Below are 22,468 nucleotides of genomic sequence, written 5' to 3'. Positions count from 1 at the left end.
TGGCGTACCGAAAGAGCACTCGGGTGTCTGGTCTGAAGCGCCACGACGCCATAGCGTTGCACCTGTGAAAGCGGTCGCTTGTTGCGCTTGGCGCCGTTGACCGGAAATCGCCACGCTGCGCTGGTTGAGGCGCCCCTTCTGTCTCTCTGGCAACGCCGCATCACCGCCCTGCAGCACGGCCAACAATGCGCCCCTTGGTGGAAACGCCTAGAAAAGCTTAACAACACATGCGATAACGTATGCATTAATGAATGCATCGATTTTTCTTGGGTCAGGTTGGACGGCTGACCTTGCGCACCAGACGGTCAGTTTCCTGGGCACCGAACTGCACCGGCCCGAGTGCGTTATTGCCACCGTGGATGGAAGTCTGTACTGCGCCGACTGGCGCGGAGGCGTCACCCATCGCCAGCCCGATGGCGAGCAGATGTTTTACGGTGGCCGCCTGCCGGACGGCGGCGACTTGCGTCCAAACGGCATCGCTCTCCTGCCCGATGGCAGCTTCCTGATCGCGCAACTCGGCGATCGACAGGGCGGCGTGTTTCGACTCGCACGCGATGGCCAGGTAGAGCCCTGGTTGCTCGAGGTCGACGGGGTGGCACTACCGCCAACCAATTTCGTGACCCAGGACATGGCGGGCCGCACTTGGGTCACCGTGAGCACGCGCCGGATACCCCGCGCCTTGGGCTATCGCCGAAGTTGCGACGACGGCTTCATCGTCTGCGTCTCTCCGCAGGGGCGCGCCTCCATCGTCGCCGACGGCCTGGGCTATACCAATGAACTGGCGTTGCATCCGGACGGCCAATGGCTCTATGTCAACGAGACCTTCGCGCGCCGCCTTTCACGCTTTTCGGTGGCCGACGACGGCACGCTCGGGCCACGGCAGACGGTGACCGAATTTGGCGAGGGCACCTTTCCCGACGGCATGGCTTTCGATGAGGAGGGTGGCGTCTGGGTGGTCAGCATCGTGAGCAACCGGCTGATTCGGATCACTCCGGACGGCGCGCACCAGACTTGGCTCGAGGATGCCGATCCCGAGCACTTGGCCTGGGTCGAAGCCGCCTATGACGCTGATGCCATGGGTCGACCGCACCTCGACCGCGACGTTGGCCGAATCCTGCACAACATCTCCAGCATCGCCTTCGCCGGTTCGGATCGCCGCACCGCCGTGCTCGGTTCACTGCACGACAAGCGTCTGGCCACGGTGCGCATGCCGGTGGCCGGCATCCCCCCTCTCCACTGGAACTACGTATGAATGCCGCCGCTTCGATGCCTGCATCCCCCCTCATGGAGACTGCCTACGCGCAGGTTCGCCAGCGCATCCTGGACAACGTGTGGCCGCCGGGTCATCGCGCTTTGGAGCAGGAGGTGGCGCTCGCGCTCGGCATGAGTCGCACGCCCGTGCGCGAAGCGTTGCTTCGCCTGCAGAACGAAGGGCTGGTGGAAGTCATTCCGCGCCACGGGATGCGTGTCCTGCCGGTGTCGCCGGCGGACATGCGCGAGATCTATGAAATTCTGACGGCGCTCGAATGCAAGGCGGTCGAATTGATCGCGATGCGCAAGCCCTCGAAGGCGGAACTCGCACCATTGGTCGAGGCGACAGAAGCGATGGATCTCGCGCTGACCGCCGACGATCTGCCCGGCTGGGCGGCCGCAGACGAGCGATTCCACGCGCACCTACTCGAATTGGCAGGCAATCGACAGCTGCAGGCCACCGTATTGAACTATTGGGATCGCGCCCACCGCGCTCGAATGTTCAGCCTTCAGCTCCGACCGAAGCCTGTCAATTCGACTAAGGAACACACCGAGATGGTCAAGCGCCTGCGTGCCGGCGACGCCGAAGGCGCAGCGCGAGTCACCCGAAGCCATCGCGAACGCGCCAGCCGCGAACTGCTTTCTATTTTCGAGCGCTACAAGCTCGCGCAAATGTGAACACCATGAATACGTCAAGCACCCCTATCCCCACGTTCGCCATCGCCGCCCTGCCCGGAGACGGAATCGGGCGAGAAGTCATGGCGGCTGCCGTCGAACTGCTCGGAGCCGTCGGCCCGCGAATCGGCCGGCGTTTCGACGTGACCAGCCATGCGGCCGGTGCCCAGCATTACCTGGACACTGGCGATGCACTGCCTGACCGTGTACTGGACGCGTGCCGCTCGGCCGACGCGATTTTGTTCGGCGCGATGGGGTTACCCCACGTGCGCGGCGCGGATGGCACCGAGATCATTCCGCAGCTGGACATTCGCTTCGCACTGGACCTGTACGCCGGCGTGCGACCGATCCGCACTTGGCCCGGCCTGCCCGTGCCGCTTTCGAATCCGCTTGCCTCGAACATTGACCTTGTTCTGGTACGCGAGAGCACAGAGGGATTATTCCACGCACGCGGACGAGGTGTGGTCGACACCGACGCCGTGCTGGACACCATGAAGATCACACGCGCCGGCACCTCGCGCGTCTGCGACTTCGCCTTCGAGTTGGCTCGTCAGCGCAAGGCCCGCGGCAAGCGAGGGCACGTCACCAACATCGACAAGGCCAACGTGTTCGCTTCGATGGCATTCTGGCGAAAGGTGTTCGAAGAACGGGCCCAGGCGTATCCGGACATCGGGGCGGACAGCGCCTATGTGGATGCGATGGCACTCAACCTGGTGATGAAGCCCTGGACCTACGACGTCCTCGTCACCGAAAACATGTTCGGCGACATCCTGTCGGATTTGATTGCGGCACTGGTGGGCGGAATGGGCATGGCGCCTTCCGCGGACATTGGGGAGCATCACGGGCTGTTCCAACCGGCGCACGGCACGGCGCCCGACATTGCCGGACAGGGCATCGCCAATCCAACTGCCATGTTGCTGTCGGTGGCAATGATGCTCGACTGGCTGGCCGATCGCCATGGCGACCTGGCTTTGGCCGATGGCGCGCGCGCCATCGAGGGCGCAGTGCAGTCCGCGTTCGAAAGCGGCGCTGTCCGCCCCCGAGAATTTGGCGGCAGCAGCACGACCGGAGACATCACCCGCGCGGTGATCGAGCGCCTCGCATGACACAACGCATTGCCATGGTCGGCGCTGGCTACTTCGCCCAGTTTCAGCTGGAGGGCTGGCGCGACGCGGGTGCACCGGTCGCCGCACTGTGCGACGTGGATGCGCAGCGGGCCGGTGCATTGGCGGCTCGCTTTTCAGTGCCCGCCAGCTACACCGACGCCCTCGTGATGCTGGACGATGTCCGCCCGACGCTGGTCGATGTCGTGCTGCGTTCGGATGCGCAACAGGCCGTGGTGCAGGCAGCGCTCGAACGCGGCATTCCAACCATCTGCCAGAAGCCCTTTGGCACCGACTGGGCACAGGCCAACAGCATGGCCGACATGGCCGAGGACCGCGGCACACCGCTGGCGGTGCACGAGAACTTTCGCTTCACGCCGTGGTTCCGCGAATGCCGGCGTTGGATCGACCAAGGTCGGCTCGGCCGCCTGCACGGCGTCAGCTTCAGGCTTCGGCCGGGTGATGGCCAAGGCACGCACGCCTACCTGGACCGCCAGCCGTCGTTTCAGAGCATGCCGGCGTTTCTGATCCGCGAGACGGCAGTCCACTTCATTGACTGCTTCCGCTACCTCGCCGGGGAAGTGGTGGCCGTCACCGCGCGCGTTCGCCGCCTCAATCCGCACATTGCTGGAGAAGACGCTGGCTTGGTGATCTTCGAGTTCGATGACAACGCCATGGGGCTTTTCGATGGCAATCGATTGAACGACCACACCGCGTCGGACCCACGGCGCACCATGGGCGAAATGTGGCTTGAAGGCTCATCCGGCGTGCTGCGCCTCGATGGCGAAGCGCGCCTCTGGTGGAAGCCACACCAGGCGCCCGAGATGCAACACCACTATGACCGAGGCGACGCCAAGGGCGCCTTCGGTGGTGCTTGCACACTCCTGCAAGCCCACGTTCTGGCCCATCTGGAGCAGGGCGCGCCGCTGGAGAACAGCGCGCGCGACTACCTCGCCAATCTGCGAGTCGAAGCCGCCATCTATCACTCGCACGCGAGCGGCCAGCGTGTCCGCGTCGCCGATTTCGATCCCCAGACCGCTCACCACCCCTAGAACCGGAGACAACGATGAAGATGATGACCTTAGGCATGACCGCCACTGCTGCAGCGGCAGCACTCCTCATTTGTACCGCCGCAGGCGCCCAGACAATTTTGAAGTTCAGCCACACCGACCAACAGAACGGTGCGCGGCAAGCCGCTGCCCAGGTCTTCGCCAAGAAGGTGGAGGAGATGACGCAGGGCCGCTACAAGGTGCAGGTTTTCTGCTGCAGCCAGTTGGGCAGCGATCCGAAGAACATCGAGCAGTTGGCCATTGGCGGCATTGACTTCACCGTGTCGGCGACGGGCTCATACGCGCCCCATGTGCCGAGCCTGAACCTCACGATGATGCCCTTTCTGGTCGACAGCTACCAACAGGGCTGGAAGCTCTATGACACGAGCCCGTGGCTCAAGGCCCAATTCGACAAGGCCCCGGCCAAAGGCTTCCGGTTCCTGGCGACCTGGGAAGCGGGCTTTCGCAACATGACGACGAAAGATTCGCTGAACGTGCCGGCGGATGCCAAGGGCAAGAAGCTGCGCACCTTCCCCAACGAGATGATGCGCTGGACGCTCGAAGCGATGGGATTCAACATCCAGATCATGCCCCTGCCCGAGGTCTACCTGGCCATCCAGCAAGGCGCCGTGCAAGGACAAGAAAACCCGGTCGACACCATCTACTCGAACAAGTTCTACGAGGTGGCGCCGAACATCACTTTGACCAATCACGTGTACAGCCCTATCCCGCTCGCCATCTCCGAAAAGACCTGGCAGAAGTTCTCGGACGCCGACCGCAAGGCCGTCACGCAGGCGGCGGTGGAAGCCGGCAAGTACAGCCGCGAGTTCATCGCCGGCAACGACGAGAGCCAGCTCAAGGAGATGGCATCCAAGGGTGCCAAGGTCAACGCGAAGCCGGATGTCGCCGCCTTTCGCACCGCGGTGCAGCCGGTCTATGTGAAGGCGCGGGAAAAGTACGGTGCCGACGTCGACGCCTTCCTCAAGGATGCAGAGTCGGTGCGCAAGGCAACGAAGTAGTCCGGCATGTCGACATCTCTACTTGCGCCGGTCGCCCCGGCGCCTCTGCCCTTGCGCGTGCTCGGACGGGCCGTCGACTGGTCGGTGATCGGCATCGGCGCCACCATGGCGAGCCTCGTGTTCTTCAACGTCAGCCTGCACCTGGTCAACAAGGATCTGGCGTGGGTCACCGAGCTGGGAGAGCTGCTGATGGTGTGGGTCACCTTTCTGGGCGGGGCCTGCGCCGCCAGGAGAGGCGCGCACATGACCATCACCGAGTTCATCGACAAGTTGCCCCCGCAGCGGCGCCGCTGGGCCGACGCGGCGGTCCAGGCCGCCTCCCTCGCGATGCTGTTGTTGCTGGTGCGCTTCGGTTGGTCGCTGGTGAACGGCAACTGGGGCAACCAGCTCACCGTCTTGGAATGGCCGATGGCGATCCAGTACATGGGGATGGCCATCGGCTGCTCCCTCATGTCTGTCTTCGTGGCTTTCGACCTGTGGTTGATCCTGCGCGGTGTACCGCGCGAAATGCGCTACGGCGCGGCGGAGTGACGCGCAATGCTGGCACTGACCTTGTTCGGCGTGTTCTTCCTGATCGCCTTGGCGGGCGTTCCCCTGCTGTTCTCGATCCTCATCACCACCGTGGGCGTCATCTGGGTCCAGGGGCTCGGCCATCCGCTCGAAACCATCTTCCTCTCCTTCATCGGAGGCGTCGAGCCTTTCATCTTGCTGGCTGTCCCGTTGTTCATCTTTGCCGGCGAGTTGCTGGCACAAGGCGGTGTGGGCAAGCGCATCGTGGCATTCGCCCGCGTGCTGTTCGGCTGGCTGCCTGGCGGCCTCGGCGTCGTCACGGTGATCAGCTGCACCCTGTTCGGCGGTGTCTCGGGTTCGGCCATTGCTGATACGGCGGCGATCGGATCTCTGGTCATTCCTGCGATGGTGGCGCGCGGCTATTCGCGCGGCTTCGCCGCGGCCCTGCTCGCGGTGGCGGGCACGATTGCGCTGCTGATGCCGCTGTCGATCCCATTCCTGGTCTATGCCTTCATCTCCGGCGTGTCCATGCGGACCCTGTCTATGGCCGGGCTGCTGCCGGCGTTGTTATCGGCCACGGCCCTCATTGCCGTCTGCATGTGGCACGGCCGGCGCACCGGCTGTGACAACGGCGAGGAGCGATCCTCGCCGCGCGAGATCTGGATGGCCGCCAAAGACGCCGGTCCGGCGCTGCTCATGCCCATCATCATCATTGGCGGGATCTGGAGCGGGCTGTTCACGCCGAGCGAGTCGGCAGCCATTGCGGTCTTCTACGGACTCGCAATTTCGCTGCTGTACTACCGCGATTTGTCGTGGCGCAGCATCCCGCAACTGTTGCTCAATGCCTTCATGACCAGCGCCACCGTGATGCTGGTGATCGGCGCCACGGGCGCAATGGCCTGGCTGATCACCGTGGAGCAGGTGGCCCAGCAAATGGCCGCCTGGATTCAGGTGTTCGCGACCGAACCATGGATGTTCCTGATGCTGTTCAACCTGTGCCTGTTGCTGCTGGGTGTATTCATCGAGCCCCTGCCGGCCATGCTGTTGTGTGCACCCCTGTTCTTGCCGCTGGCCAAGCACTTCAACATGGACATGGTGCACATCGGCGTGGTCATGACAGCCAACCTGGCGATCGCCCTGTATACGCCGCCGGTGGGGGGCACCCTGTTCGTCGCCGCGAAGCTCGCGAAGGTCGGCATCGGCGAGATCACACGGCACTTGTGGCCGCTCATGGCCGCGACGTTCGCGGTGGTACTCGTCGTCACCTACGTACCCTGGCTCTCGACCTGGTTCCCGCGCTTCCTCCAGTCCTTCTAACGTCGCTGCCCATCCATGAACACAAAACCTCAAGTACTGCTGGTGGAGTTTCGCATCCAGACGGAGTACATCGATGCCTTCGACGCAGCGATCCGCGAGAACGCGCGCGCGTCGCTCACGAACGAATCCGGCTGCCGCCGCTTCGATGTCTGCCGGGACCCGGCGGACGCCGCCTTGTTCCTGCTCTACGAAATCTATGACGACGATGTGGCCGTCGCGTTGCACTTGACGTCATCGCACTTTCTCGCGATGGACGCGGCGACTAGCAGCTGGGTGCAGGAGAAGACCGTCCGCCGCCTCGAAGGCGCGCAATCCTGAACACGTCACACCGATGATTTGCCTTGCGTGCATCGTGACGATTTCACAGGCGCGACTGAACTCGCCAACAACCTAGTGCGCGCCGGAACGCTTCATCAGGAAGATTGGCGTGCTTGAGGGCCCGATCGACGGCGAAGCGGGCGTCGTCGTGATTGCGCTCAATGCGCGCACGCTTCATGTGGCCGCGGCGCGCTGGATGCTTACCAGCCGCCATAAAGCTTTGAGGGCTTGCCGATCCAACCGGCTCGCGCATCTGAACGTTTCTCGCAGCGCGAGAACTCGCACAGTTTTCACGCTGCCTGTTGCAGTTGAATTGGTCGGAGACAAATTATGAAGCGCTTTTTGGAAGCGGCTGTCGCAGCCACGGTCGTGGCCCTCACGTGGGCTGCACCTTTCTCGGTCCACGCGCAGGCCTGGCCCGCCAAAGCCGTCAGGATCATTGTGCCGTCGCCCCCCGGCGGCAGCACCGACCAGATCGCCCGTGTGATGGGACAGAAGCTCTCGCTCGCCTGGGGGCAGCCCGGGTGATCGAGAACAAGCCGGGTGCCGGGCTCACGCTCGGCGCGGACTACGTTGCGAAATCTCCAAATGACGGCTACACGATTCTGATGGGCGCTGTGCACCATTCGATCGCACAGAAGGTCTACAAGAAGCTGCCCTACGACATCGGCAAGGACCTCGCCCCCATCACAGTGCTGGCGGTGGTTCCCAACGTGCTCGTGGTCTCGGCAAGCAACCCGGCGAAGAACGTCAAGGAGCTGATCGCGCAAGCGAAGACCGAGCCCGGCAAGTTGAGCTACGGCAGCACTGGTGCAGGCACCGCGCACCATCTGATCGGCGAGCAGTTCAACGACATGGCCGGCACCGACCTCCTGCACGTTGCTTACAAGGGCAGCAGTCCTGCGCTCGTGGATCTGATGGGCGGCCAGATCACGATGATGTTTGACACGGTGCCGTCATGCCTGTCGCTCATCAAGGCAGGAAAGCTTCGGCCGTTGGCAGTAGCGACCGCCAAGCGCTCTTCGACCCTGCCGGACGTTCCGACACTGTCGGAATCCGGATTGACGGGCTTCGACATCGCGACATGGTTCGGGTTCATGGCACCGGTCGGTACCCCCAAGGAAGTCATCGAAAAGGTCTACTCCGACTCCGCTCGCATCCTGGCCACGCCCGAGATGAAGAAACAGTTTCAGGAGATGGGTGCAGAACCCCTGGGAAACACTCCCGCCGAGATGACTGCGCAGATCAAGGCCGAAATGGAAAAGTTCGGAGCCCTGGCCACCAAAGCCAAGCTGAGCCTGGATTGAACGCACCCATGACACACGCTCTCCTTGTCGACCTCTACATCAAGCCCGAGCGGGCCGAAGCCTTCGCAAACGCCAACGTGCTCGTGCGCGAATGGATCATTCGGAAGACAGTGCGCACGCACGTGCTGATGGAGGCGTAGGCCGTGCTCAAGATCGGAGCTATCGCTGACGACTTCACCGGCGCCACGGATCTGGCCAACAACCTCGTTCGGGCCGGGATGCGGGTGGTGCAGATCATCGGCGTGCCGACCGATGCCGTCGCAGCGCAGGCTGATGCCGTCGTGGTGGCGTTGAAGTCGAGAACGATCGAACCCGCCGCCGCCATTGCGCAGTCTCTCGAGGCTTTGAGATGGCTGCAGGCGCGAGGCGCAAAGCAGATCTATTTCAAGTATTGCTCGACTTTCGACAGCACCGAGCGCGGCAACATCGGGCCGGTCACCGAAGCGTTGATGGACGCAATTGGCACGGACTTCACCATCGCCACGCCGGCATTTCCGGACAACAAGCGCACCGTTTTCAAGGGTTACTTGTTCGTGGGCGAAGTGCTCCTGAACGAGAGCGGGATGCAACACCATCCGCTCACGCCGATGACCGATCCCAATCTTGTCCGTGTGCTGCAAGCCCAGACGCAACGAAAAGTTGGCTTGATCGATCACGCCGTCGTGGCGCGTGGTGCCGAAGCCGTGCGCGCGCGCATGGGGGAACTGCGCTGCGAAGGGGTGGCAATGGCCGTGGTCGATGCCGTTGCCAACGCGGACCTAGTGCGACTTGGTCCGGCGCTGGCCGACCTTCCCTTGGTGACAGCAGGATCCGGAGTTGCCATTGGCTTGCCGGTCAACTTTGGGATCGAACCTTCGTCGCGTGCGAGCGCATTGCCGGCGCCCGAAGGCCTTCAGGCCGTGGTGTCGGGGAGCTGTTCTCTGGCCACGAACCGCCAGGTGCTGGCGTTTATCAAGAACGAGCGCCCCGCGATGGCCATCGACCCGCTGCGCATCGCATCGGGCGTTGACGTGACCGCGGAAGTTTTGGCGTGGGCCGAACCGCTCATCAAAGAGGGGCCGATCCTGGTCTACTCAACGGCGGAAAGCGGCGCCATCAAATCAGTGCAGTCGCGGCTCGGTGTGGAGGAGGCCGGGTCCATGGTCGAACGCACCATCGCAGCCATCGCGTGTGGTCTTGTCACCATGGGCGTGCGCCAACTGGTCGTCGCCGGCGGCGAGACGTCGGGCGCTTGTGTACAGGCCCTGGGTGTCACGCAGATGCAAATCGGCCCGCAGATAGATCCAGGGGTGCCGTGGACCCATGTCCACGCCGAGGCAGCAGGCGGGGCCGGTGTGCACGTCGCGTTGAAGTCCGGCAACTTCGGCACGGACGACTTCTTCACGAAGGCTTTCCAGGTACTCAAGCCATGACGGAAAACGACGCCCGGGAGGAGATCTGCCGGGTGGGCCGCAGCCTCTTTGAGCGCAGTTACGTCCACGCCAGCGCAGGAAACGTCAGCGTGCGGCTCGGAGAGGAGGACGAAAACGGACTGCTCATCACGCCTACCGACGCGTGCCTAGGGTTTCTGGATCCGGCACGACTGGCACGGCTGGACGCTCACGGCGTGCAACAGAAATCTGAGTGAGGGTCGATCGAGTAACGGAGATTTGTCCTCTTAAGTATGGCGGTGAGGCGGATCGATGCCGGGTGACTCGATTGCGGGGCATAGCAGACCTTCCGCGAGCTGACTGAATGACCGCAACCAGTCTGAACCAGCCATTGCAAACGCTTGTGGCTTGCGGACTCGCGCTAGGAAGGCGCATCGCACAGCCATGTATGGGGCGGATGCAGAAGCCTCCAACTGCTCCAAACCCTTCGACATCAAACTCGCCCCCCAGATCGAAGAAGTCGTTGCTGAGCGTGCCCGGATTCGGGGTGAACACGCCGTGCTTGCGCTGCGCGGTGTTTGCGCCCAGCACGCGCAGGCAGGCCACTGACCAGCAAGGACATCTCTGGCGCAGTGAGCGTCAACAGTTGCGCCTTGCGATGAGCAGTGCCTCGGTGGGAGGGCGTGATGGCTTTTGCGCTCTCGCCTCAGCCAATCCATTCGCGCCAAGACACATCGCCTCGCACCCGACGCGCGACGTCGTCAAGGCGACGAGCGAAGATCGCCCACCGACCTTCACCGCCGAACCCCGCATAAAGCGACTTCGCGAAGAGCCGCGCCTGATCGAGCTCGTTCTGGCTGAGGTACCAACCGAATACGCGTTCGTACTGCGCGAGCTTGCGGCCGGCGAGATGCGCCACCGCCGCCTGGGGCGTCGTCAGGCCATTGAGCATCTCGAGCAGCGCCGTCACATCGCGTGCGATCTCCGCGCCAAGGGACTCGGCCTCCGTGTCCAAGGTGACGTCGTATTCCCGGCGAGCGTCGGGGTCGGCGTCGTTCGGTCGCAAGCGCACATGACACGACGGCTCGTCGGGGTCTTCGATGAGGGGCTCGCCGATCACCGCGTCGAGCGCCGGGAGGTACACCGACCCGTTGATGTAGAACCGCGCCGCGAGCGCACCGTTGCGCGAGCTGCGTTCCACGTTGACGACCTGTGTGGCCTCCCCCACCCGACGCTTGAAGGTCGAACCCGGGCTTTTGAACCCTCGGGTGGTCAACAAAGGCTTCAGGTGGGTTCGAACGACTGCGGTGATCAGTTGGGCTGGCGACATGGGCGCAAAGAATAAGCGAGCGAGGCCTGAAGCCGTGTCGACAGCCGGTACGCGGTGGCCTCGGCCTCCCCCCTTTCCTACACCGAGGGGCCTCTCTTCTTACACGCTTCGCCAGCCGTTCCCTCGACCATCCAGGGCCGGGACGGTTCGCTGTCTTGGGAATGTCGACGTCCCGCGCCTGGCGCCGGACGCTCGGATCTCATGAACGCCTTGCCTTGAGAGCCCCGATGACCTGCCCCCTGTGCCGCCTCGATCTCAGCCGCCCGGCATCGTCGGTCGGCGGCCCGCTTGACGGCGCGGTGGACGAGGCAACGCCAGAGGCTGCGGCGCCGGGCGCATCGGCCTGCATGTGCGAAGCCAACCAGGGCGCGGACTGGCTGCTGACGCTCGCCGTGCACGACCTGCGCAATGCCCTCTCCGCCCTGCAATTGGGTGTGGAGCTGCTCAGCCGCCGCGAGAGCACGGCGCACCCGCCCTCGGCCGCGGTGCTGGCGCACATGGACAGCGCCGCGCAGCGCGCGCAGGCGTGCACCGTCGAGGTCGAAGACATCCACCGCCTGGCGACGGGACGCCGGGTTGCGGTGACGTCGGCGCACTTCTCACTGCACGCCGTGGTGCGCGATGCGCTGGATGCCTGCCGGCGCATCGTGCCGGGGGTGGTGGTCGAGCACGATCGGCTTGGCGACGGCGACTGCGTGGGCGACGCCGGGCGCATGGCCCAGTTTCTGGCGCTGGCGCTCGAAGACCTGTGCGTGGAGGCGCCACCGGCCCGGGTGATCGTGATCAGCGAGGTCGCGGGCGATCGCTTCCGCATCGCCCTGCATGTGGGCAGCACGCCCGACGTCGCCTGGCCCACGCAGGCGCCGACGCAGCGCGCGGCGCGGGCGCACGCGCGGCGCTGCGTGCTGCTGCGGGCGATCGCGCAGGCGCATGGCGGCGACGTGCGCTTGCACAGTCCGCTCGCGCATGGGCGGTCGATCGACGCCAGCTTCTCGAGCCTTGCCGCGCCGCGCTGAGCGGCCGGCGTATGGCACGCCGGGCCCGTTCAAAGCCTGCCGGGATCAGGCGATGTCGAAGCGGTCGAGGTTCATCACCTTGACCCACGCGGCTACGAAGTCGTCGACGAACTTCGCCTGGCTGTCCGACGTGCCGTACACCTCAGCGGTCGCGCGGAGTTGCGCGTTCGAACCGAACACCAGGTCAGCGCGCGTGCCGGTCCACTTCAGTTCGCCGGTCTTGCGGTCGCGGCCTTCGAACTGCTCGCCGGCGCCGTCGACGGACGTCCACGCGGTGCGCATGTCGAGCAGGTTGACGAAGAAGTCGTTGCTCAGCGTGCCCGGCTTGTGCGTGAACACGCCGTGCTTGCTTTGCGCGGTGTTCGCGCCCAGCACCCGCAGGCCGCCGACCAGCACGGTCATCTCGGGCGCGGTCAGCGTGAGCAGCTGCGCCTTGTCGATGAGCAAGGCCTCGGCCGGCACGGCGAAGCGCGCCTTCGTGTAGTTGCGGAAGCCGTCCGCGGCCGGCTCCAGGGGCTCGAACGAATGCACATCGGTCTGTTCCTGCGAGGCGTCGGTGCGGCCTGGGGTGAAAGACACCTCGACATCGCGGCCCCCGTCACGCGCGGCCTGTTCGACGGCGGCACCGCCGGCCAGCACGATCAGGTCGGCGAGCGAGATCTTCTTGCCGCCGGTCTGCGCCGCATTGAACTCGGCCTGGATGCCTTCGAGCACCGACAGCACCTTGGCCAGTTGGTCGGGCTGGTTGACGGCCCAGTCCTTTTGCGGCGCGAGGCGAATGCGCGCGCCGTTGGCGCCGCCGCGCTTGTCCGAACCGCGGAAGGTGGATGCCGAGGCCCAGGCGGTCGACACCAGTTGCGCGGTCGTCAGGCCCGAGGCCAGCACCTTCTTCTTGAGCGACGCGATGTCCTGCGCGTCGACCAGTGCATGGTCCACGGCCGGCACCGGGTCTTGCCAGATGAGTTCTTCGGCCGGCACTTCGGGGCCGAGGTAGCGCACGCGCGGGCCCATGTCGCGGTGGGTCAGCTTGAACCAGGCGCGGGCGAAGGCGTCGGCGAACTGGTCGGGGTTCTCGAAAAAGCGGCGCGAGATCTTCTCGTAGGCCGGGTCCATGCGCAGCGCGAGGTCGGACGTGAGCATGGTCGGCACCAGCTTCTTCGACGGGTCGTGCGCATGCGGGATGGTGGCTTCTGCGCCTTTGGCGGTCCACTGATGGGCGCCGGCCGGGCTCTTGGTCAGCTCCCACTCGAAGCCGAACAGGTGCTTGAAGTAGTCGTTGCTCCACTGCGTGGGCGTGGTGGTCCAGGTCACTTCGAGGCCGCTGGTGATGGTGTCGCCGCCCTTGCCGCTGCCGAACTTGTTGTGCCAGCCGAAGCCCTGCGCTTCCAGGCCGGCCGCTTCGGGTTCGTCCGCCACGTTGTCGGCGGGGCCGGCGCCGTGGGTCTTGCCGAAGGTGTGGCCGCCGGCGATGAGCGCCACGGTTTCCTCGTCGTCCATCGCCATGCGGGCGAAGGTGTCGCGGATGTCGCGGGCCGAGGCGAGCGGGTCGGGCTTGCCGTCCGGGCCTTCGGGGTTGACGTAGATCAGGCCCATCTGCACGGCGGCCAGCGGGTTCTCGAGGTCGCGCGACTCGGGCACCTTGCTGTCGTCGTCCTTCACGAGCACGCCGCCGGCCTTCTCGACGCCGGGCGAGCCTTGGCTGTAGCGCACGTCGCCGCCGAGCCATTTCGTCTCGCGGCCCCAGTACACGTCCTGGTCGGGTTCCCACACGTCGGCACGGCCACCGGCGAAGCCGAAGGTCTTGAAGCCCATGGTTTCGAGCGCGACGTTGCCGGTGAGAATGATCAGGTCGGCCCACGAGATCTTGCGGCCGTACTTCTGCTTGATCGGCCACAGCAGGCGGCGCGCCTTGTCGAGGCTCACGTTGTCGGGCCAGCTGTTGAGCGGCGCGAAGCGTTGCTGCCCGCGCCCTGCCCCGCCCCGGCCGTCGCCGATGCGGTAGGTGCCGGCGCTGTGCCAGGCCATGCGCACGAACAGGCCGCCGTAGTGGCCGAAGTCGGCCGGCCACCAGTCCTGCGAGTCGGTCATGAGCGCGGCGAGGTCGGCCTTCACGGCGGCGAGGTCGAGGCTCTTGAACTCGGCGGCGTAGTCGAAGGATTCGCCCATGGGGTCGGACTTGGCCGAGTGCTGGTGCAGCAGGTCCACGCGCAGTTGCTGGGGCCACCAGTCACGGTTGGTGGTGCCGGCACCGGCGGCCTGGTGGAACGGGCATTTGGTTTCGGTCTTCTGAGTGTCCATGGGAGCTCCTGTTTTTGGCGGGGGAAAGGGCAGACGTCGAATTCTCGGGGGGAACCCGTGCAGCCTCGCACCAGAGTTTTTAATGCCGGCGATAGCCTTCGGACAAGGTCCCTCCCCCTTCGGAGGCAGGGCCATGGGCCGGGCACTCGAGGTCGCGTCTCACGACCAGGCTCACGCGCGACGCGCTGGTTGTGCGCGTGCGAGCTGCTAGGTCAGGGCCGTGTCCAACAGCATCATCACGACGAAGCCCAGCATGAGCCCGCCTGTGGCGTAAGCCTCGTGCCCCTTGCGGTGAGACTCCGGAATGATTTCATGGCTGATGACGAACAGCATCGCACCGGCGGCCAGTGCCAGTCCCCAGGGCAGCAGGCTGGCCGAGATGCCGATGACTGCGGCGCCGAAGACGGCGGCCACCGGCTCGACCAGACCCGACAGCACCCCGAGCCCGGCTGACATCAGCCGCCCGTAGCCGACGCTGCGCAGTGCCAGCGCCACGACCATGCCTTCGGGGACGTCCTGAATGGAGATGCCCGTCGCCAGCGCGGTCGCACCGACCGGGTCCGACCCGGCGAAGGCAACGCCGATCGCCAGGCCTTCGGGCAGGTTGTGCAGCGAGATCGCGAGCACGAAGAGCCACACGCGCTTCAGCGCACGGGCCTGCGGCCCTTCGAGCCCCTTGACGAAATGTTCGTGCGGGACCAGTCGATCGATGGCGAGCAGGAACGCCGCCCCCAGCAGAATGCCGACCCCGACGATGGCCCCCGAGCCCCAGCTGCCCGCGCCCTGCGACTTCGCAGCCGCCAAGGCAGGGATCACCAGCGAGAACGAACTCGCCGCCAGCATCACGCCCGCGCCGAAGCCGAGCATGCTGTCGTAGGTGCGTTGCGAAAACCGTTGCGACAGCAGCACCGGCACCGTGCCCAACGCCGTGGCACAGGCCGCGAAGAGCCCGCCCAGCAGCGCGCCCTTCATGCGCGGGTCGGTGCCGGTCAGCGCCTGGGCCGCTTGAAAGAGGACCACGCCCACACCGAGGAGCACGATGCCCATGCCCAGCCATCGTCGCCAGGAAGGGGCGTGCCGGTGCGATGCCGCCACCGCGAGGTCGACAGGGGGACGGGGCACGGAAGACGTATTCATGGCGGGATCCTCGATGCAAAGACATGGGATGCACGCGACGCCGATGCGGCCTTGCGCATCGGCGCCGCGTGCGCTCAGGCCGTCAGGCGAAAGCCGTGCTGAGGTTGAGCGTGCCGTTCACGCCGCTAGGGAAGAAGCCGCCGCGGTCGGCTGCACCCGGCGTCAGGTAGACGATGTTGAGCACATCGCCCGGCGTACGGCTGTACGCGATGCCGTCGCCGTCGAGCGGCACGATGTTCGACGTGTCCGCCGTGCCGGTGATGCCCTGGTCGACATCGGTCGACCCGTCCAGCGTGTCGCGTGCGTTCGATATCGCATCGGCACCCGCGCGCAACGACGGCGTTTCGATGCCCTTGGCATACAGCACCGTGCGCACCAGCCCGGCGTGGTACGCCTCTGCCGCCAGGATGCCGGCCGCGGCCTCCAGGTAGGTCTTGTTGGTGATCAATGGCGCCGCGCCCTTGTACGCCGTGACCCCGACGTCTTCGAAGATGAAGGCACCGAAGAGAAAGGCTTCGTCGCTTGCATACGGGTCGAACGCCTCGCCGGCCTTGATCAACCCCGCCGCGCGCGCCGCCGACGAGAAGGCCCCGTTGATGTCGGCACTGACGTCGATGTCGGGCTGTGCCACCGCCGCGCTGCCCAGGGCCGCGCGCAGGAACCGCACATGGTCGGCTTCGTCCTTGGCGATCTCGCGGGCGTACTGCGCCACCACCGGGTCCTTGAACGGAACGGCCCGACCGCCACGCACCGTTCCGCGCGTGCCGGTGCCGCCCAGCTGCGCATCTGGCAAGCCGACGCCGAAGACGGCGTATTGGTAGAACTGCGCTTCGAGGTACTCCAGGTTCAGCGCGAAGTTGAGGATGTCGATGTCCGAGGGCCCGTTGCCGCCGGGTACCGCCTGGCCGATGGCATCGCCGCCACCACCGCCGCATGCCGCAAGGATGGCGCCGCCCGCCATGCCGACCGCGAAGCCACCGCTCTTGCGAAAGAAGCGCCGCCGCTCGGCGATTTTCTCGGTTCGTTTTTGCAAAAGATCCAGACTGACAGGATTTCCAAGCATCACATCTCCTGAGCGGCAAACGCTTCGTCCCCGACGCTTTCACCGCAACCTGCGTTGACAACCGAAACGCACATGGCACGCCGCGGGACTGCGGTGGTCGGCTTCGAAAATGCCGATCACCTGCTGCTTGATACGCGTGTCGCCAAACGATCAGATCGACAAGAAGCGTAAGGATTGGTGAGTGGCCGGCGAGGGCTGCAAAGCCGCGTGAAGACACGTGCGAATCGTCCCACGCTGCACCGGGTGATCGGCCCACCATCTGTGCGATTCGTCGACGCGTAAGGCATGCAGCGATCCGATTGCTTGATCCTGCGCATCGTCAGTGCATGCCCTGTGCTGACCATGCCGAGACGGACGATCGAGACGCTCCTTCCATCTTGATCTTTCAAAGGACTCTCATGAACAAGCTCATCGCCGTCGCCACCGTCGGACTCATCGCCTTTGCTGCGCAAGCTCAATCGAACCCGCCGGGTGCGCCCGTGCCGCCGAACACGCCCGGCTACGCCACCGGCAAGGCGGAGATGACGGGTGAAGCCCGGAAGAACGCACGCCCCATGGGCATGCCGCCCAAGCGGGCAGGCGACATGCCCAAGACCGCCGAAGGTGGCGCGATCGGCATGGACCGTGCGGCCGCCGCCGGGGAACGTCGCGCCGAAACGCGTGACGAACGTCGCCCGGGCAAGCCGCAATCGATGCAGGGCGGCACACCCAAGTAAGGCATCGGAAAGGCGCCTTCAACGGCGAGGGGTCAGGCCTCGATGCCGAGCGCGCCGGTGCGGCGCACGGCTCACGGCAGGGCCTGGCTGCCGCGCCGCCCTCGGTCGGCCTTGGGCAGCACCGCGGTGTGGAGCATGCGATCGGCTTGCGCCTGCAACCGCACGAGCGCGCGATCGAATCGCGCCGCTTCGTCCAGGGTCAGCGCACTCGCCAGTTCGGCGTTGATGGCGCTCACCAAGGGGAACAGTTCGGCATAGAGCGCGCGCCCGCGCTCGGTCAGGCTCAACACCACGTGGCGACGGTCGCCCGCGCGGGCGACGCGCGACACCAACGCCTTCGCGACCAGCGAACCCACAGCCTTCGAGGTGCGAGCGCGGTCGAGTTGCGCGTGCTCGGCCAGCTGCGACGACCCCAGCTCGCCCAGGCTGGCCAGCGTGACCAGCAGCCGCCACTCTCGCCGTGTGATGCCGAAGCGCCCTTCGCACAGCCGCGTGACCATGCGGCCGGCGACGACCACCAGACGCGACAGCCGATACAGCAGCAGCGCTTCCAGCGGTTCACGGATGGGCGTGGTCATGGGGAGGATGTCTCCGGGTCCGGGTTAGTCCGGACGATGGTTGATTTGATCAATCGACTGTAGCGTCACCACAATCGCCGGCAGCCGCCGCGCACCGGCGGCCGCATCGCATGACCACCGGAGACACCCCATGACGCCCTTCTCTTTGCAGCCGCCCCGACTGCTCACGCGCCGCGTCGCGACCCTCGCCGCCGCGGCCGCCCTGTTCGCCGCTGCCCTGCCGAGCGCGCAAGCGCAGCCGCAGCTGGACAGCCCGCTGCGCATCGTGGTCGGCTACGCGCCCGGCGGCGCCACCGACCGCGTGGCACGCATCGTGGGCGACAAGCTGGCCGTGCGTCTGGGCGTGCCGGTGGTGGTCGACAACAAGCCCGGTGCCGGCGGCCGGCTCGCGGCGCAGCAGGTGAAGACCACGCCCGCCAACCAGAACGTGCTAATGCTGGCGAACCCGGCCGTGATGGTCGTGGCGCCGCTGGTCTTCAAGGACAACGGCTACGAGCCCGAGCGCGACTTCGTGCCGGTGTCGCACGTCAACGACTACGACTTCGCGCTGGCCGTGTCTCCCACGCTGCCGGTCAAGGAACTGGGCCATCTGCTGGCCTGGATGCGCGCCAACCCGGCGCAGGCCAACGTGGGCGTGCCGGCCACCGGCAGCCTGCCGCACTTCTTCGCGCTGATGGTCGGCGAGAAGGCGAAGGTGCCCACGCAGGTGGTGGGCTACCGCGGCTCGGCCCCGCTGCTGAACGACCTGCTCGGCGGCCAGGTGCCGGTGGCGGTCGACACGGCCGACGTGGTGCTGCCGCAGCACGAGGCCGGCAAGCTGCGCATCCTGGCGCTGTCGGGCGCACAGCGCTCGCCCTTCGCGCCGAAGATCCCGACCTTCAAGGAAGCCGGGCTCGACCTGTCGGCCACCGGCTGGAACACCTTCTTCGCGCCGGCCAGCATGCCCAAGGACAAGGTCGAACGCCTGGCCGCCGCGATTCGCGCCGTGATGCAGGACCCGGACACGACGCGCCGCTTCAAGGATTCGCTGATGACGCCGGTGGTCAGCACGCAGGCGCAGACCGTGGCGATGCTGAAGGCCTACCGCGCGCAATGGGCGCCGGTGGTGCAGAAGTCCGGCTACCAGCCGTGATCGAGAGCGGACAAAGGATGGCAACGCCAACCAAGCGCCCCAACATCGTCTTCATCGTGGCCGATGACCTCGGCCATGCCGACCTTGGCTGCTACGGCGGGCGCGACGCGGTCTTCGGGCCGGTGTCGCCGGTGCTCGACGGCCTCGCCGCCCGGGGCCTGCGGCTGACCCAGGGTTATGCGAACTCGCCGGTGTGCTCGCCCACCCGCTTCGCGATGATCACCGGCCGCTACCAATACCGGCTGCGCGGCGCGGCCGAAGAGCCGATCCGCAGCGACAGCCGCGGCAACACCGCGCTGGGCCTGCCTACATCGCACCCCACGCTGCCTTCGCTGCTGCGCGACGGCGGCTACCGCACCGCCCTCATCGGCAAGTGGCACCTGGGCTACCCGCCGCATTTCGGGCCGCTGCGTTCGGGCTACGACGAGTTCTTCGGGCCGCTGTCCGGCGGGGTCGACTACTTCACCCACTGCGACTCGCGCGGCACGCACGACCTGTGGCTCGGCAACGAAGAAGCGCAGGCCGAGGGCTACCTCACCGACCTGCTCTCGCAGCGCGCCGTCGACTACGTCGGCCGCATGGCGCAGCAGCCGGCCGACGACGCCAAGCCCTTCTTCCTGAGCCTGCACTACACCGCGCCGCACTGGCCGTGGGAGACGCGCGACGACGCGGACAAGGCGCCGGCGGTGAAGGACAACCTGTTCGACCTGGCCGGCGGCAACATCCATGTGTACCGCCGCATGATCCATCACATGGACGAAGGCATCGGCCGGCTGATGGCGGCGCTCGACGCGCACGGCATGGCCGACAACACGCTGGTTGTCTTCACCAGCGACAACGGCGGCGAACGCTTCTCCGACAACTGGCCGCTGGTGGGCGGCAAGATGGACCTGACCGAAGGCGGCATCCGCGTGCCGTGGATCGCACACTGGCCTGCGGTGATCGCACCCGGCGGCGAGAGCGAGCAGCCGTGCATGACGATGGACTGGTCGGCCACGATGCTCGACGCGGCCGGCGTGTCGGCCGATGCGGCCTACCCGCTCGACGGCGTGTCGCTGATGCCGGTGCTGCGCGATGCCGGCCACCGCTTCGACCGGCCGCTGCACTGGCGCATGAACCACCGCGGCCAGCAGGCCCTGCGCGACGGCGACTGGAAGTACCTGCGCGTGGACGGCAACGACTATCTCTTCGACCTCGCCGCCGACGAGCGCGAGCGCGCCAACCTCGGCAAGCGGCAGCCCGAGCGCCTGGCCCGCATGCGCGCCGCGTGGGAAGCGTGGAACGCCGGCATGCCGCCGATCCCGGCCGACGCGACGGTCAGCCTGGGCTATTCGGTGAAGGACATGCCGCAGCGCTGACCGCGCGCAGGCTCAGCCTCAGGCGATCACCGGCACCGCCGTGCCGCCACCGGTCGCCGCGACCGTGATCGTGCGGCCCACCGCGGCCGTGTACGTCGGCTCCTTCACGCTGCTGACGTACACGTACTCACCCTTCACCTGGGCCGGCGTCACCGTCATCACCAGGTAGCCGCGGCGCGTGGTGTCGCAGTAGCTCACGTCGTCGATCAGCCCGAGCCCCGCGCCGATGGCCGCATTGCCCAGCTGGGGCACCAGCGCGCTGCCGTCGATGGAACTGGCCAGGCCACCGAGCCCGGCGCTTTCGAACCCGGACGAGCTGACCGAGGTGCCGGCGAACTCGACGCCGACCTTGTCGCCCGCCAGCGTGGTGAGCTGCGTGAACCAGCCGTTGTGCGAATCGCCCGAGAGCGTGACCAGGCGCTTGCCCTGCGTCTTGACGGCTTGCAGGATGGCCTCGCGCTGGGCCGGGTAGCCGTCCCACGCATCCAGGCTGTAGGGCAGGCGCGGGTTGGTCGCGGGGTCGAGCAGCGCGGTCTGCGTGGGCGTGAGCGCGCCGGGGCCGGCGGCGGCGCGCGTGGCCTTGGCGGTCAGGTAGGCGCTGATGGCCGCAGGCGCGGTGGCCGGGCTGGCCAGCACGGTCGACAGCACCGAGCCGGGCAGCCACATGCGGGCCATGATGGTCTGGTTGCCTACCAGTTGCCAGGTCGCGCTCGACGCCTGCATGCCGTTGGTGAGCCAGTTCTGCTGCTCGACGCTCATCATCTGGCGCGAGGCGTCGGGGCGGATGCCGCTGGCGTTGGGCGTGATGCCCGCCAGGTAGCGCGCGATGCCGCCGTCGGCGTCGCCGTAGTTGTCGTACTGGCGGTCGCGGCCCTCGAGGCGGGTGTCGAGCATGTGCAGGGTGAAGATGCGGCCGAAGTCGAAGCGGCGATAGATCTTCAGCAGGTTGGCCGGGTCGGGCGTGCGGATCGGCATCCACTCGTGATAGACCTTGGCTGCGATGTTCTTGCGCGTCACCCAGTCGCCCTGCGTGGCCGGGTCGTGGTTCTCGGCGCCGTTCACGTAGCCGTTGTTGGCGATCTCGTGGTCGTCCCACACGGTGATCCACGGCATGCGAGCGTGCGCGGCCTGCAGGTTCAGGTCCGACTTGTACAGCGCATGGCGCGTGCGGTAGTCGTTCATGCTCACGATCTCGTTGGCAGGGCTCGTGATGCGGTTGCCCGGGATGCTGCCGTTGCCGTACTTCTTCGGGTCGGAGCCGTACTCGTAGATGTAGTCGCCCAGGTGCAGCGCGTACTGCGCGTCGGACTTCGCGGCCGCGTCGTAGGCGTGGAAATAGCCTTCGGAATACAGCGCGCAGGAGAACACGGCGAACTTGACCGAGGCGACGTCGGCTGCGGGCAGCGTGCGCGTGGTGCCGATGGTCGACGTGGCGCCGGTCGCATCGCGGAACCGGTAGAAGTAGCTGGCGCCGGCGGTGAGCCCGGTGACGTCGACCTTGGCGGTGAACGATGCGTCGGCCGTCGCGGTGACCGTGCCGCTGCGCACGACGGTCTTGAAGGCGGCGTCGTTCGCCACGTCCCAGGTCAGCGCGACGTCGGCGGTGCTGTCGGGCACCTTCGCGTGCGTCCAGAGAATCACGCGGTCGGTCAGCGGGTCGCCGCTGGCCACACCGAAGGCGAAGGCCGCGGGCGTGGCGGCCGGCGGGGCCGGTGCAGGTGCAGGCGCGGGCGCCGAGTCGTTCCCGCCGCCACCGCAGGCGGCGAGCGAGCCCACCGCCGCGAGCGCGACCGCGCTGGACGAGGACTTGACCAGGAAGTCGAGGAAGTCGCGCCGGCGGCGGTTGGCGACCTCGCGCGGGTCGGTGTCGGGTTGCGGCGCGGAAGGGAGGCGGTTTGTCATTCGAATACTCCGTGTGGGG

At 66.4% G+C, this 22,468-nt stretch carries 23 protein-coding genes and 2 pseudogenes; 18 read left to right on the top strand and 7 right to left on the bottom strand.

Features of this window, described 5'->3' with window-relative positions; translation table 11 throughout:
- Positions 1-247: 247 nt before the first annotated feature.
- The 14 genes and pseudogenes from ACSFA0_RS19425 to ACSFA0_RS19360 form a co-directional block, all read left to right on the top strand.
- Positions 248-1,252: an SMP-30/gluconolactonase/LRE family protein gene (locus ACSFA0_RS19425; RefSeq protein WP_435451894.1), complete on the top strand. Its 1,005-nt coding sequence runs from the start codon at positions 248-250 to the stop codon at positions 1,250-1,252.
- Positions 1,249-1,929 carry a GntR family transcriptional regulator gene (locus ACSFA0_RS19420; RefSeq protein WP_435451893.1) on the top strand — a complete coding sequence of 227 codons (681 nt, stop codon included), beginning with the start codon at positions 1,249-1,251 and terminating at the stop codon, positions 1,927-1,929. The genes ACSFA0_RS19425 and ACSFA0_RS19420 overlap by 4 nt, the downstream gene beginning before the upstream one ends.
- Before the next feature lie 5 nt (positions 1,930-1,934).
- A complete protein-coding gene (locus tag ACSFA0_RS19415; protein WP_435451892.1) occupies positions 1,935-3,032 on the top strand; it encodes an isocitrate/isopropylmalate dehydrogenase family protein in 1,098 nt (365 codons plus the stop codon).
- A 14-nt stretch (positions 3,033-3,046) separates the two neighbouring features.
- Entirely contained in the window at positions 3,047-4,081 is a 1,035-nt protein-coding gene (locus tag ACSFA0_RS19410) for a Gfo/Idh/MocA family protein (protein ID WP_435451891.1), read from the top strand.
- A 14-nt stretch (positions 4,082-4,095) separates the two neighbouring features.
- The gene (locus ACSFA0_RS19405; RefSeq protein WP_435451890.1) at positions 4,096-5,097 is read left to right on the top strand and encodes a TRAP transporter substrate-binding protein; all 1,002 of its coding nucleotides are present in this window, start codon (positions 4,096-4,098) and stop codon (positions 5,095-5,097) included.
- Positions 5,098-5,103: 6 nt separating this feature from the next.
- Entirely contained in the window at positions 5,104-5,628 is a 525-nt protein-coding gene (locus tag ACSFA0_RS19400) for a TRAP transporter small permease (RefSeq protein WP_435451889.1), read from the top strand.
- Between the two features lie 6 nt (positions 5,629-5,634).
- Complete coding sequence (locus ACSFA0_RS19395; protein ID WP_435451888.1) at positions 5,635-6,924, top strand: TRAP transporter large permease; 1,290 nt, start codon at positions 5,635-5,637, stop codon at positions 6,922-6,924.
- A gap of 15 nt (positions 6,925-6,939) precedes the next feature.
- Positions 6,940-7,242 (top strand): putative quinol monooxygenase, encoded by a 303-nt coding sequence (locus ACSFA0_RS19390; protein ID WP_435451887.1) that lies wholly within the window; start codon positions 6,940-6,942, stop codon positions 7,240-7,242.
- Positions 7,243-7,351: 109 nt separating this feature from the next.
- The gene (locus ACSFA0_RS19385) at positions 7,352-7,576 is read left to right on the top strand and encodes a hypothetical protein (RefSeq protein WP_435451886.1); all 225 of its coding nucleotides are present in this window, start codon (positions 7,352-7,354) and stop codon (positions 7,574-7,576) included.
- Positions 7,573-7,770, top strand: coding sequence for a hypothetical protein (locus ACSFA0_RS19380; RefSeq protein WP_435451885.1), 198 nt, complete (start codon positions 7,573-7,575; stop codon positions 7,768-7,770). Before ACSFA0_RS19385 ends, ACSFA0_RS19380 begins: the two co-directional genes overlap by 4 nt.
- Positions 7,767-8,549: a tripartite tricarboxylate transporter substrate binding protein gene (locus ACSFA0_RS19375; protein WP_435451884.1), complete on the top strand. Its 783-nt coding sequence runs from the start codon at positions 7,767-7,769 to the stop codon at positions 8,547-8,549. The genes ACSFA0_RS19380 and ACSFA0_RS19375 overlap by 4 nt, the downstream gene beginning before the upstream one ends.
- A gap of 8 nt (positions 8,550-8,557) precedes the next feature.
- Positions 8,558-8,689 carry a hypothetical protein gene (locus ACSFA0_RS19370; protein ID WP_435451883.1) on the top strand — a complete coding sequence of 44 codons (132 nt, stop codon included), beginning with the start codon at positions 8,558-8,560 and terminating at the stop codon, positions 8,687-8,689.
- A 3-nt stretch (positions 8,690-8,692) separates the two neighbouring features.
- On the top strand, positions 8,693-9,961 hold the full coding sequence (gene otnK / locus ACSFA0_RS19365; RefSeq protein ID WP_435451882.1) for a 3-oxo-tetronate kinase: 1,269 nt from the start codon (positions 8,693-8,695) through the stop codon (positions 9,959-9,961).
- Positions 9,958-10,161 (top strand): annotated as a pseudogene (locus ACSFA0_RS19360) (class II aldolase/adducin family protein); the annotation flags it as partial. The gene otnK and the pseudogene ACSFA0_RS19360, both read left to right, overlap by 4 nt.
- 253 nt (positions 10,162-10,414) lie before the next feature.
- Here the strand turns inward: ACSFA0_RS19360 and ACSFA0_RS19355 are convergent.
- Positions 10,415-10,603, bottom strand: a pseudogene (locus ACSFA0_RS19355) (hypothetical protein); the annotation flags it as partial.
- A gap of 22 nt (positions 10,604-10,625) precedes the next feature.
- The gene (locus ACSFA0_RS19350) at positions 10,626-11,249 is read right to left on the bottom strand and encodes a DUF4304 domain-containing protein (protein WP_435451881.1); all 624 of its coding nucleotides are present in this window, start codon (positions 11,247-11,249) and stop codon (positions 10,626-10,628) included.
- A gap of 227 nt (positions 11,250-11,476) precedes the next feature.
- On the opposite strand from ACSFA0_RS19350, the gene ACSFA0_RS19345 reads away from it, so the two are divergent.
- Positions 11,477-12,265, top strand: coding sequence for a histidine kinase (locus tag ACSFA0_RS19345; protein WP_435451880.1), 789 nt, complete (start codon positions 11,477-11,479; stop codon positions 12,263-12,265).
- Positions 12,266-12,310: 45 nt separating this feature from the next.
- Here ACSFA0_RS19345 and katG read toward each other — a convergent pair whose 3' ends face one another.
- The 3 genes from katG to ACSFA0_RS19330 form a co-directional block, all read right to left on the bottom strand.
- On the bottom strand, positions 12,311-14,563 hold the full coding sequence (gene katG / locus ACSFA0_RS19340) for a catalase/peroxidase HPI (protein WP_435451879.1): 2,253 nt from the start codon (positions 14,561-14,563) through the stop codon (positions 12,311-12,313).
- A gap of 207 nt (positions 14,564-14,770) precedes the next feature.
- Complete coding sequence (locus tag ACSFA0_RS19335; RefSeq protein WP_435451936.1) at positions 14,771-15,610, bottom strand: ZIP family metal transporter; 840 nt, start codon at positions 15,608-15,610, stop codon at positions 14,771-14,773.
- 172 nt (positions 15,611-15,782) lie between these two features.
- Positions 15,783-16,763, bottom strand: a complete 981-nt coding sequence (locus ACSFA0_RS19330) for a ferritin-like domain-containing protein (RefSeq protein ID WP_435451878.1) — start codon at positions 16,761-16,763, stop codon at positions 15,783-15,785.
- Positions 16,764-17,161: 398 nt separating this feature from the next.
- On the opposite strand from ACSFA0_RS19330, the gene ACSFA0_RS19325 reads away from it, so the two are divergent.
- Positions 17,162-17,479, top strand: a complete 318-nt coding sequence (locus tag ACSFA0_RS19325; protein WP_435451877.1) for a cell envelope biogenesis protein TolA — start codon at positions 17,162-17,164, stop codon at positions 17,477-17,479.
- 71 nt (positions 17,480-17,550) lie between these two features.
- Here the strand turns inward: ACSFA0_RS19325 and ACSFA0_RS19320 are convergent, their stop codons facing one another.
- Positions 17,551-18,057, bottom strand: a complete 507-nt coding sequence (locus ACSFA0_RS19320) for a MarR family winged helix-turn-helix transcriptional regulator (RefSeq protein WP_435451876.1) — start codon at positions 18,055-18,057, stop codon at positions 17,551-17,553.
- 130 nt (positions 18,058-18,187) lie between these two features.
- Between ACSFA0_RS19320 and ACSFA0_RS19315 the strand changes: the two genes are divergently transcribed.
- Together ACSFA0_RS19315 and ACSFA0_RS19310 are read left to right on the top strand one after the other, a co-directional pair.
- On the top strand, positions 18,188-19,189 hold the full coding sequence (locus ACSFA0_RS19315; protein ID WP_435451875.1) for a Bug family tripartite tricarboxylate transporter substrate binding protein: 1,002 nt from the start codon (positions 18,188-18,190) through the stop codon (positions 19,187-19,189).
- A gap of 17 nt (positions 19,190-19,206) precedes the next feature.
- Complete coding sequence (locus ACSFA0_RS19310) at positions 19,207-20,547, top strand: sulfatase family protein (protein ID WP_435451874.1); 1,341 nt, start codon at positions 19,207-19,209, stop codon at positions 20,545-20,547.
- An 18-nt stretch (positions 20,548-20,565) separates the two neighbouring features.
- Here the strand turns inward: ACSFA0_RS19310 and ACSFA0_RS19305 are convergent, their stop codons facing one another.
- Positions 20,566-22,449, bottom strand: coding sequence for an alkaline phosphatase D family protein (locus ACSFA0_RS19305; protein ID WP_435451873.1), 1,884 nt, complete (start codon positions 22,447-22,449; stop codon positions 20,566-20,568).
- Positions 22,450-22,468: the final 19 nt, after the last annotated feature.

Source organism: Variovorax restrictus (assembly GCF_051216715.1).
Lineage (GTDB): Bacteria > Pseudomonadota > Gammaproteobacteria > Burkholderiales > Burkholderiaceae_C > Variovorax.
The sequence above is the reverse complement of the archived record's forward strand: the minus strand, read 5'-3'. Positions and strand labels throughout refer to the sequence as shown.

Coding starts and splice junctions, on each gene's coding strand:
- ACSFA0_RS19425 (WP_435451894.1), top strand. CDS start 248: ATGAATGCATCGATTTTTCTTGGGTCAGGTTGGACGGCTGACCTTGCG.
- ACSFA0_RS19315 (WP_435451875.1), top strand. CDS start 18,188: ATGACGCCCTTCTCTTTGCAGCCGCCCCGACTGCTCACGCGCCGCGTC.
- ACSFA0_RS19390 (WP_435451887.1), top strand. CDS start 6,940: ATGAACACAAAACCTCAAGTACTGCTGGTGGAGTTTCGCATCCAGACG.
- ACSFA0_RS19410 (WP_435451891.1), top strand. CDS start 3,047: ATGGTCGGCGCTGGCTACTTCGCCCAGTTTCAGCTGGAGGGCTGGCGC.
- ACSFA0_RS19320 (WP_435451876.1), bottom strand. CDS start 18,057: ATGACCACGCCCATCCGTGAACCGCTGGAAGCGCTGCTGCTGTATCGG.
- ACSFA0_RS19305 (WP_435451873.1), bottom strand. CDS start 22,449: ATGACAAACCGCCTCCCTTCCGCGCCGCAACCCGACACCGACCCGCGC.
- ACSFA0_RS19405 (WP_435451890.1), top strand. CDS start 4,096: ATGAAGATGATGACCTTAGGCATGACCGCCACTGCTGCAGCGGCAGCA.
- ACSFA0_RS19335 (WP_435451936.1), bottom strand. CDS start 15,610: ATGGGCATCGTGCTCCTCGGTGTGGGCGTGGTCCTCTTTCAAGCGGCC.
- ACSFA0_RS19370 (WP_435451883.1), top strand. CDS start 8,558: ATGACACACGCTCTCCTTGTCGACCTCTACATCAAGCCCGAGCGGGCC.
- ACSFA0_RS19400 (WP_435451889.1), top strand. CDS start 5,104: ATGTCGACATCTCTACTTGCGCCGGTCGCCCCGGCGCCTCTGCCCTTG.
- ACSFA0_RS19330 (WP_435451878.1), bottom strand. CDS start 16,763: ATGCTTGGAAATCCTGTCAGTCTGGATCTTTTGCAAAAACGAACCGAG.
- ACSFA0_RS19395 (WP_435451888.1), top strand. CDS start 5,635: ATGCTGGCACTGACCTTGTTCGGCGTGTTCTTCCTGATCGCCTTGGCG.
- ACSFA0_RS19310 (WP_435451874.1), top strand. CDS start 19,207: ATGGCAACGCCAACCAAGCGCCCCAACATCGTCTTCATCGTGGCCGAT.
- ACSFA0_RS19415 (WP_435451892.1), top strand. CDS start 1,935: ATGAATACGTCAAGCACCCCTATCCCCACGTTCGCCATCGCCGCCCTG.
- ACSFA0_RS19380 (WP_435451885.1), top strand. CDS start 7,573: ATGAAGCGCTTTTTGGAAGCGGCTGTCGCAGCCACGGTCGTGGCCCTC.
- ACSFA0_RS19420 (WP_435451893.1), top strand. CDS start 1,249: ATGAATGCCGCCGCTTCGATGCCTGCATCCCCCCTCATGGAGACTGCC.
- ACSFA0_RS19345 (WP_435451880.1), top strand. CDS start 11,477: ATGACCTGCCCCCTGTGCCGCCTCGATCTCAGCCGCCCGGCATCGTCG.
- katG (WP_435451879.1), bottom strand. CDS start 14,563: ATGGACACTCAGAAGACCGAAACCAAATGCCCGTTCCACCAGGCCGCC.
- ACSFA0_RS19350 (WP_435451881.1), bottom strand. CDS start 11,249: ATGTCGCCAGCCCAACTGATCACCGCAGTCGTTCGAACCCACCTGAAG.
- ACSFA0_RS19325 (WP_435451877.1), top strand. CDS start 17,162: ATGAACAAGCTCATCGCCGTCGCCACCGTCGGACTCATCGCCTTTGCT.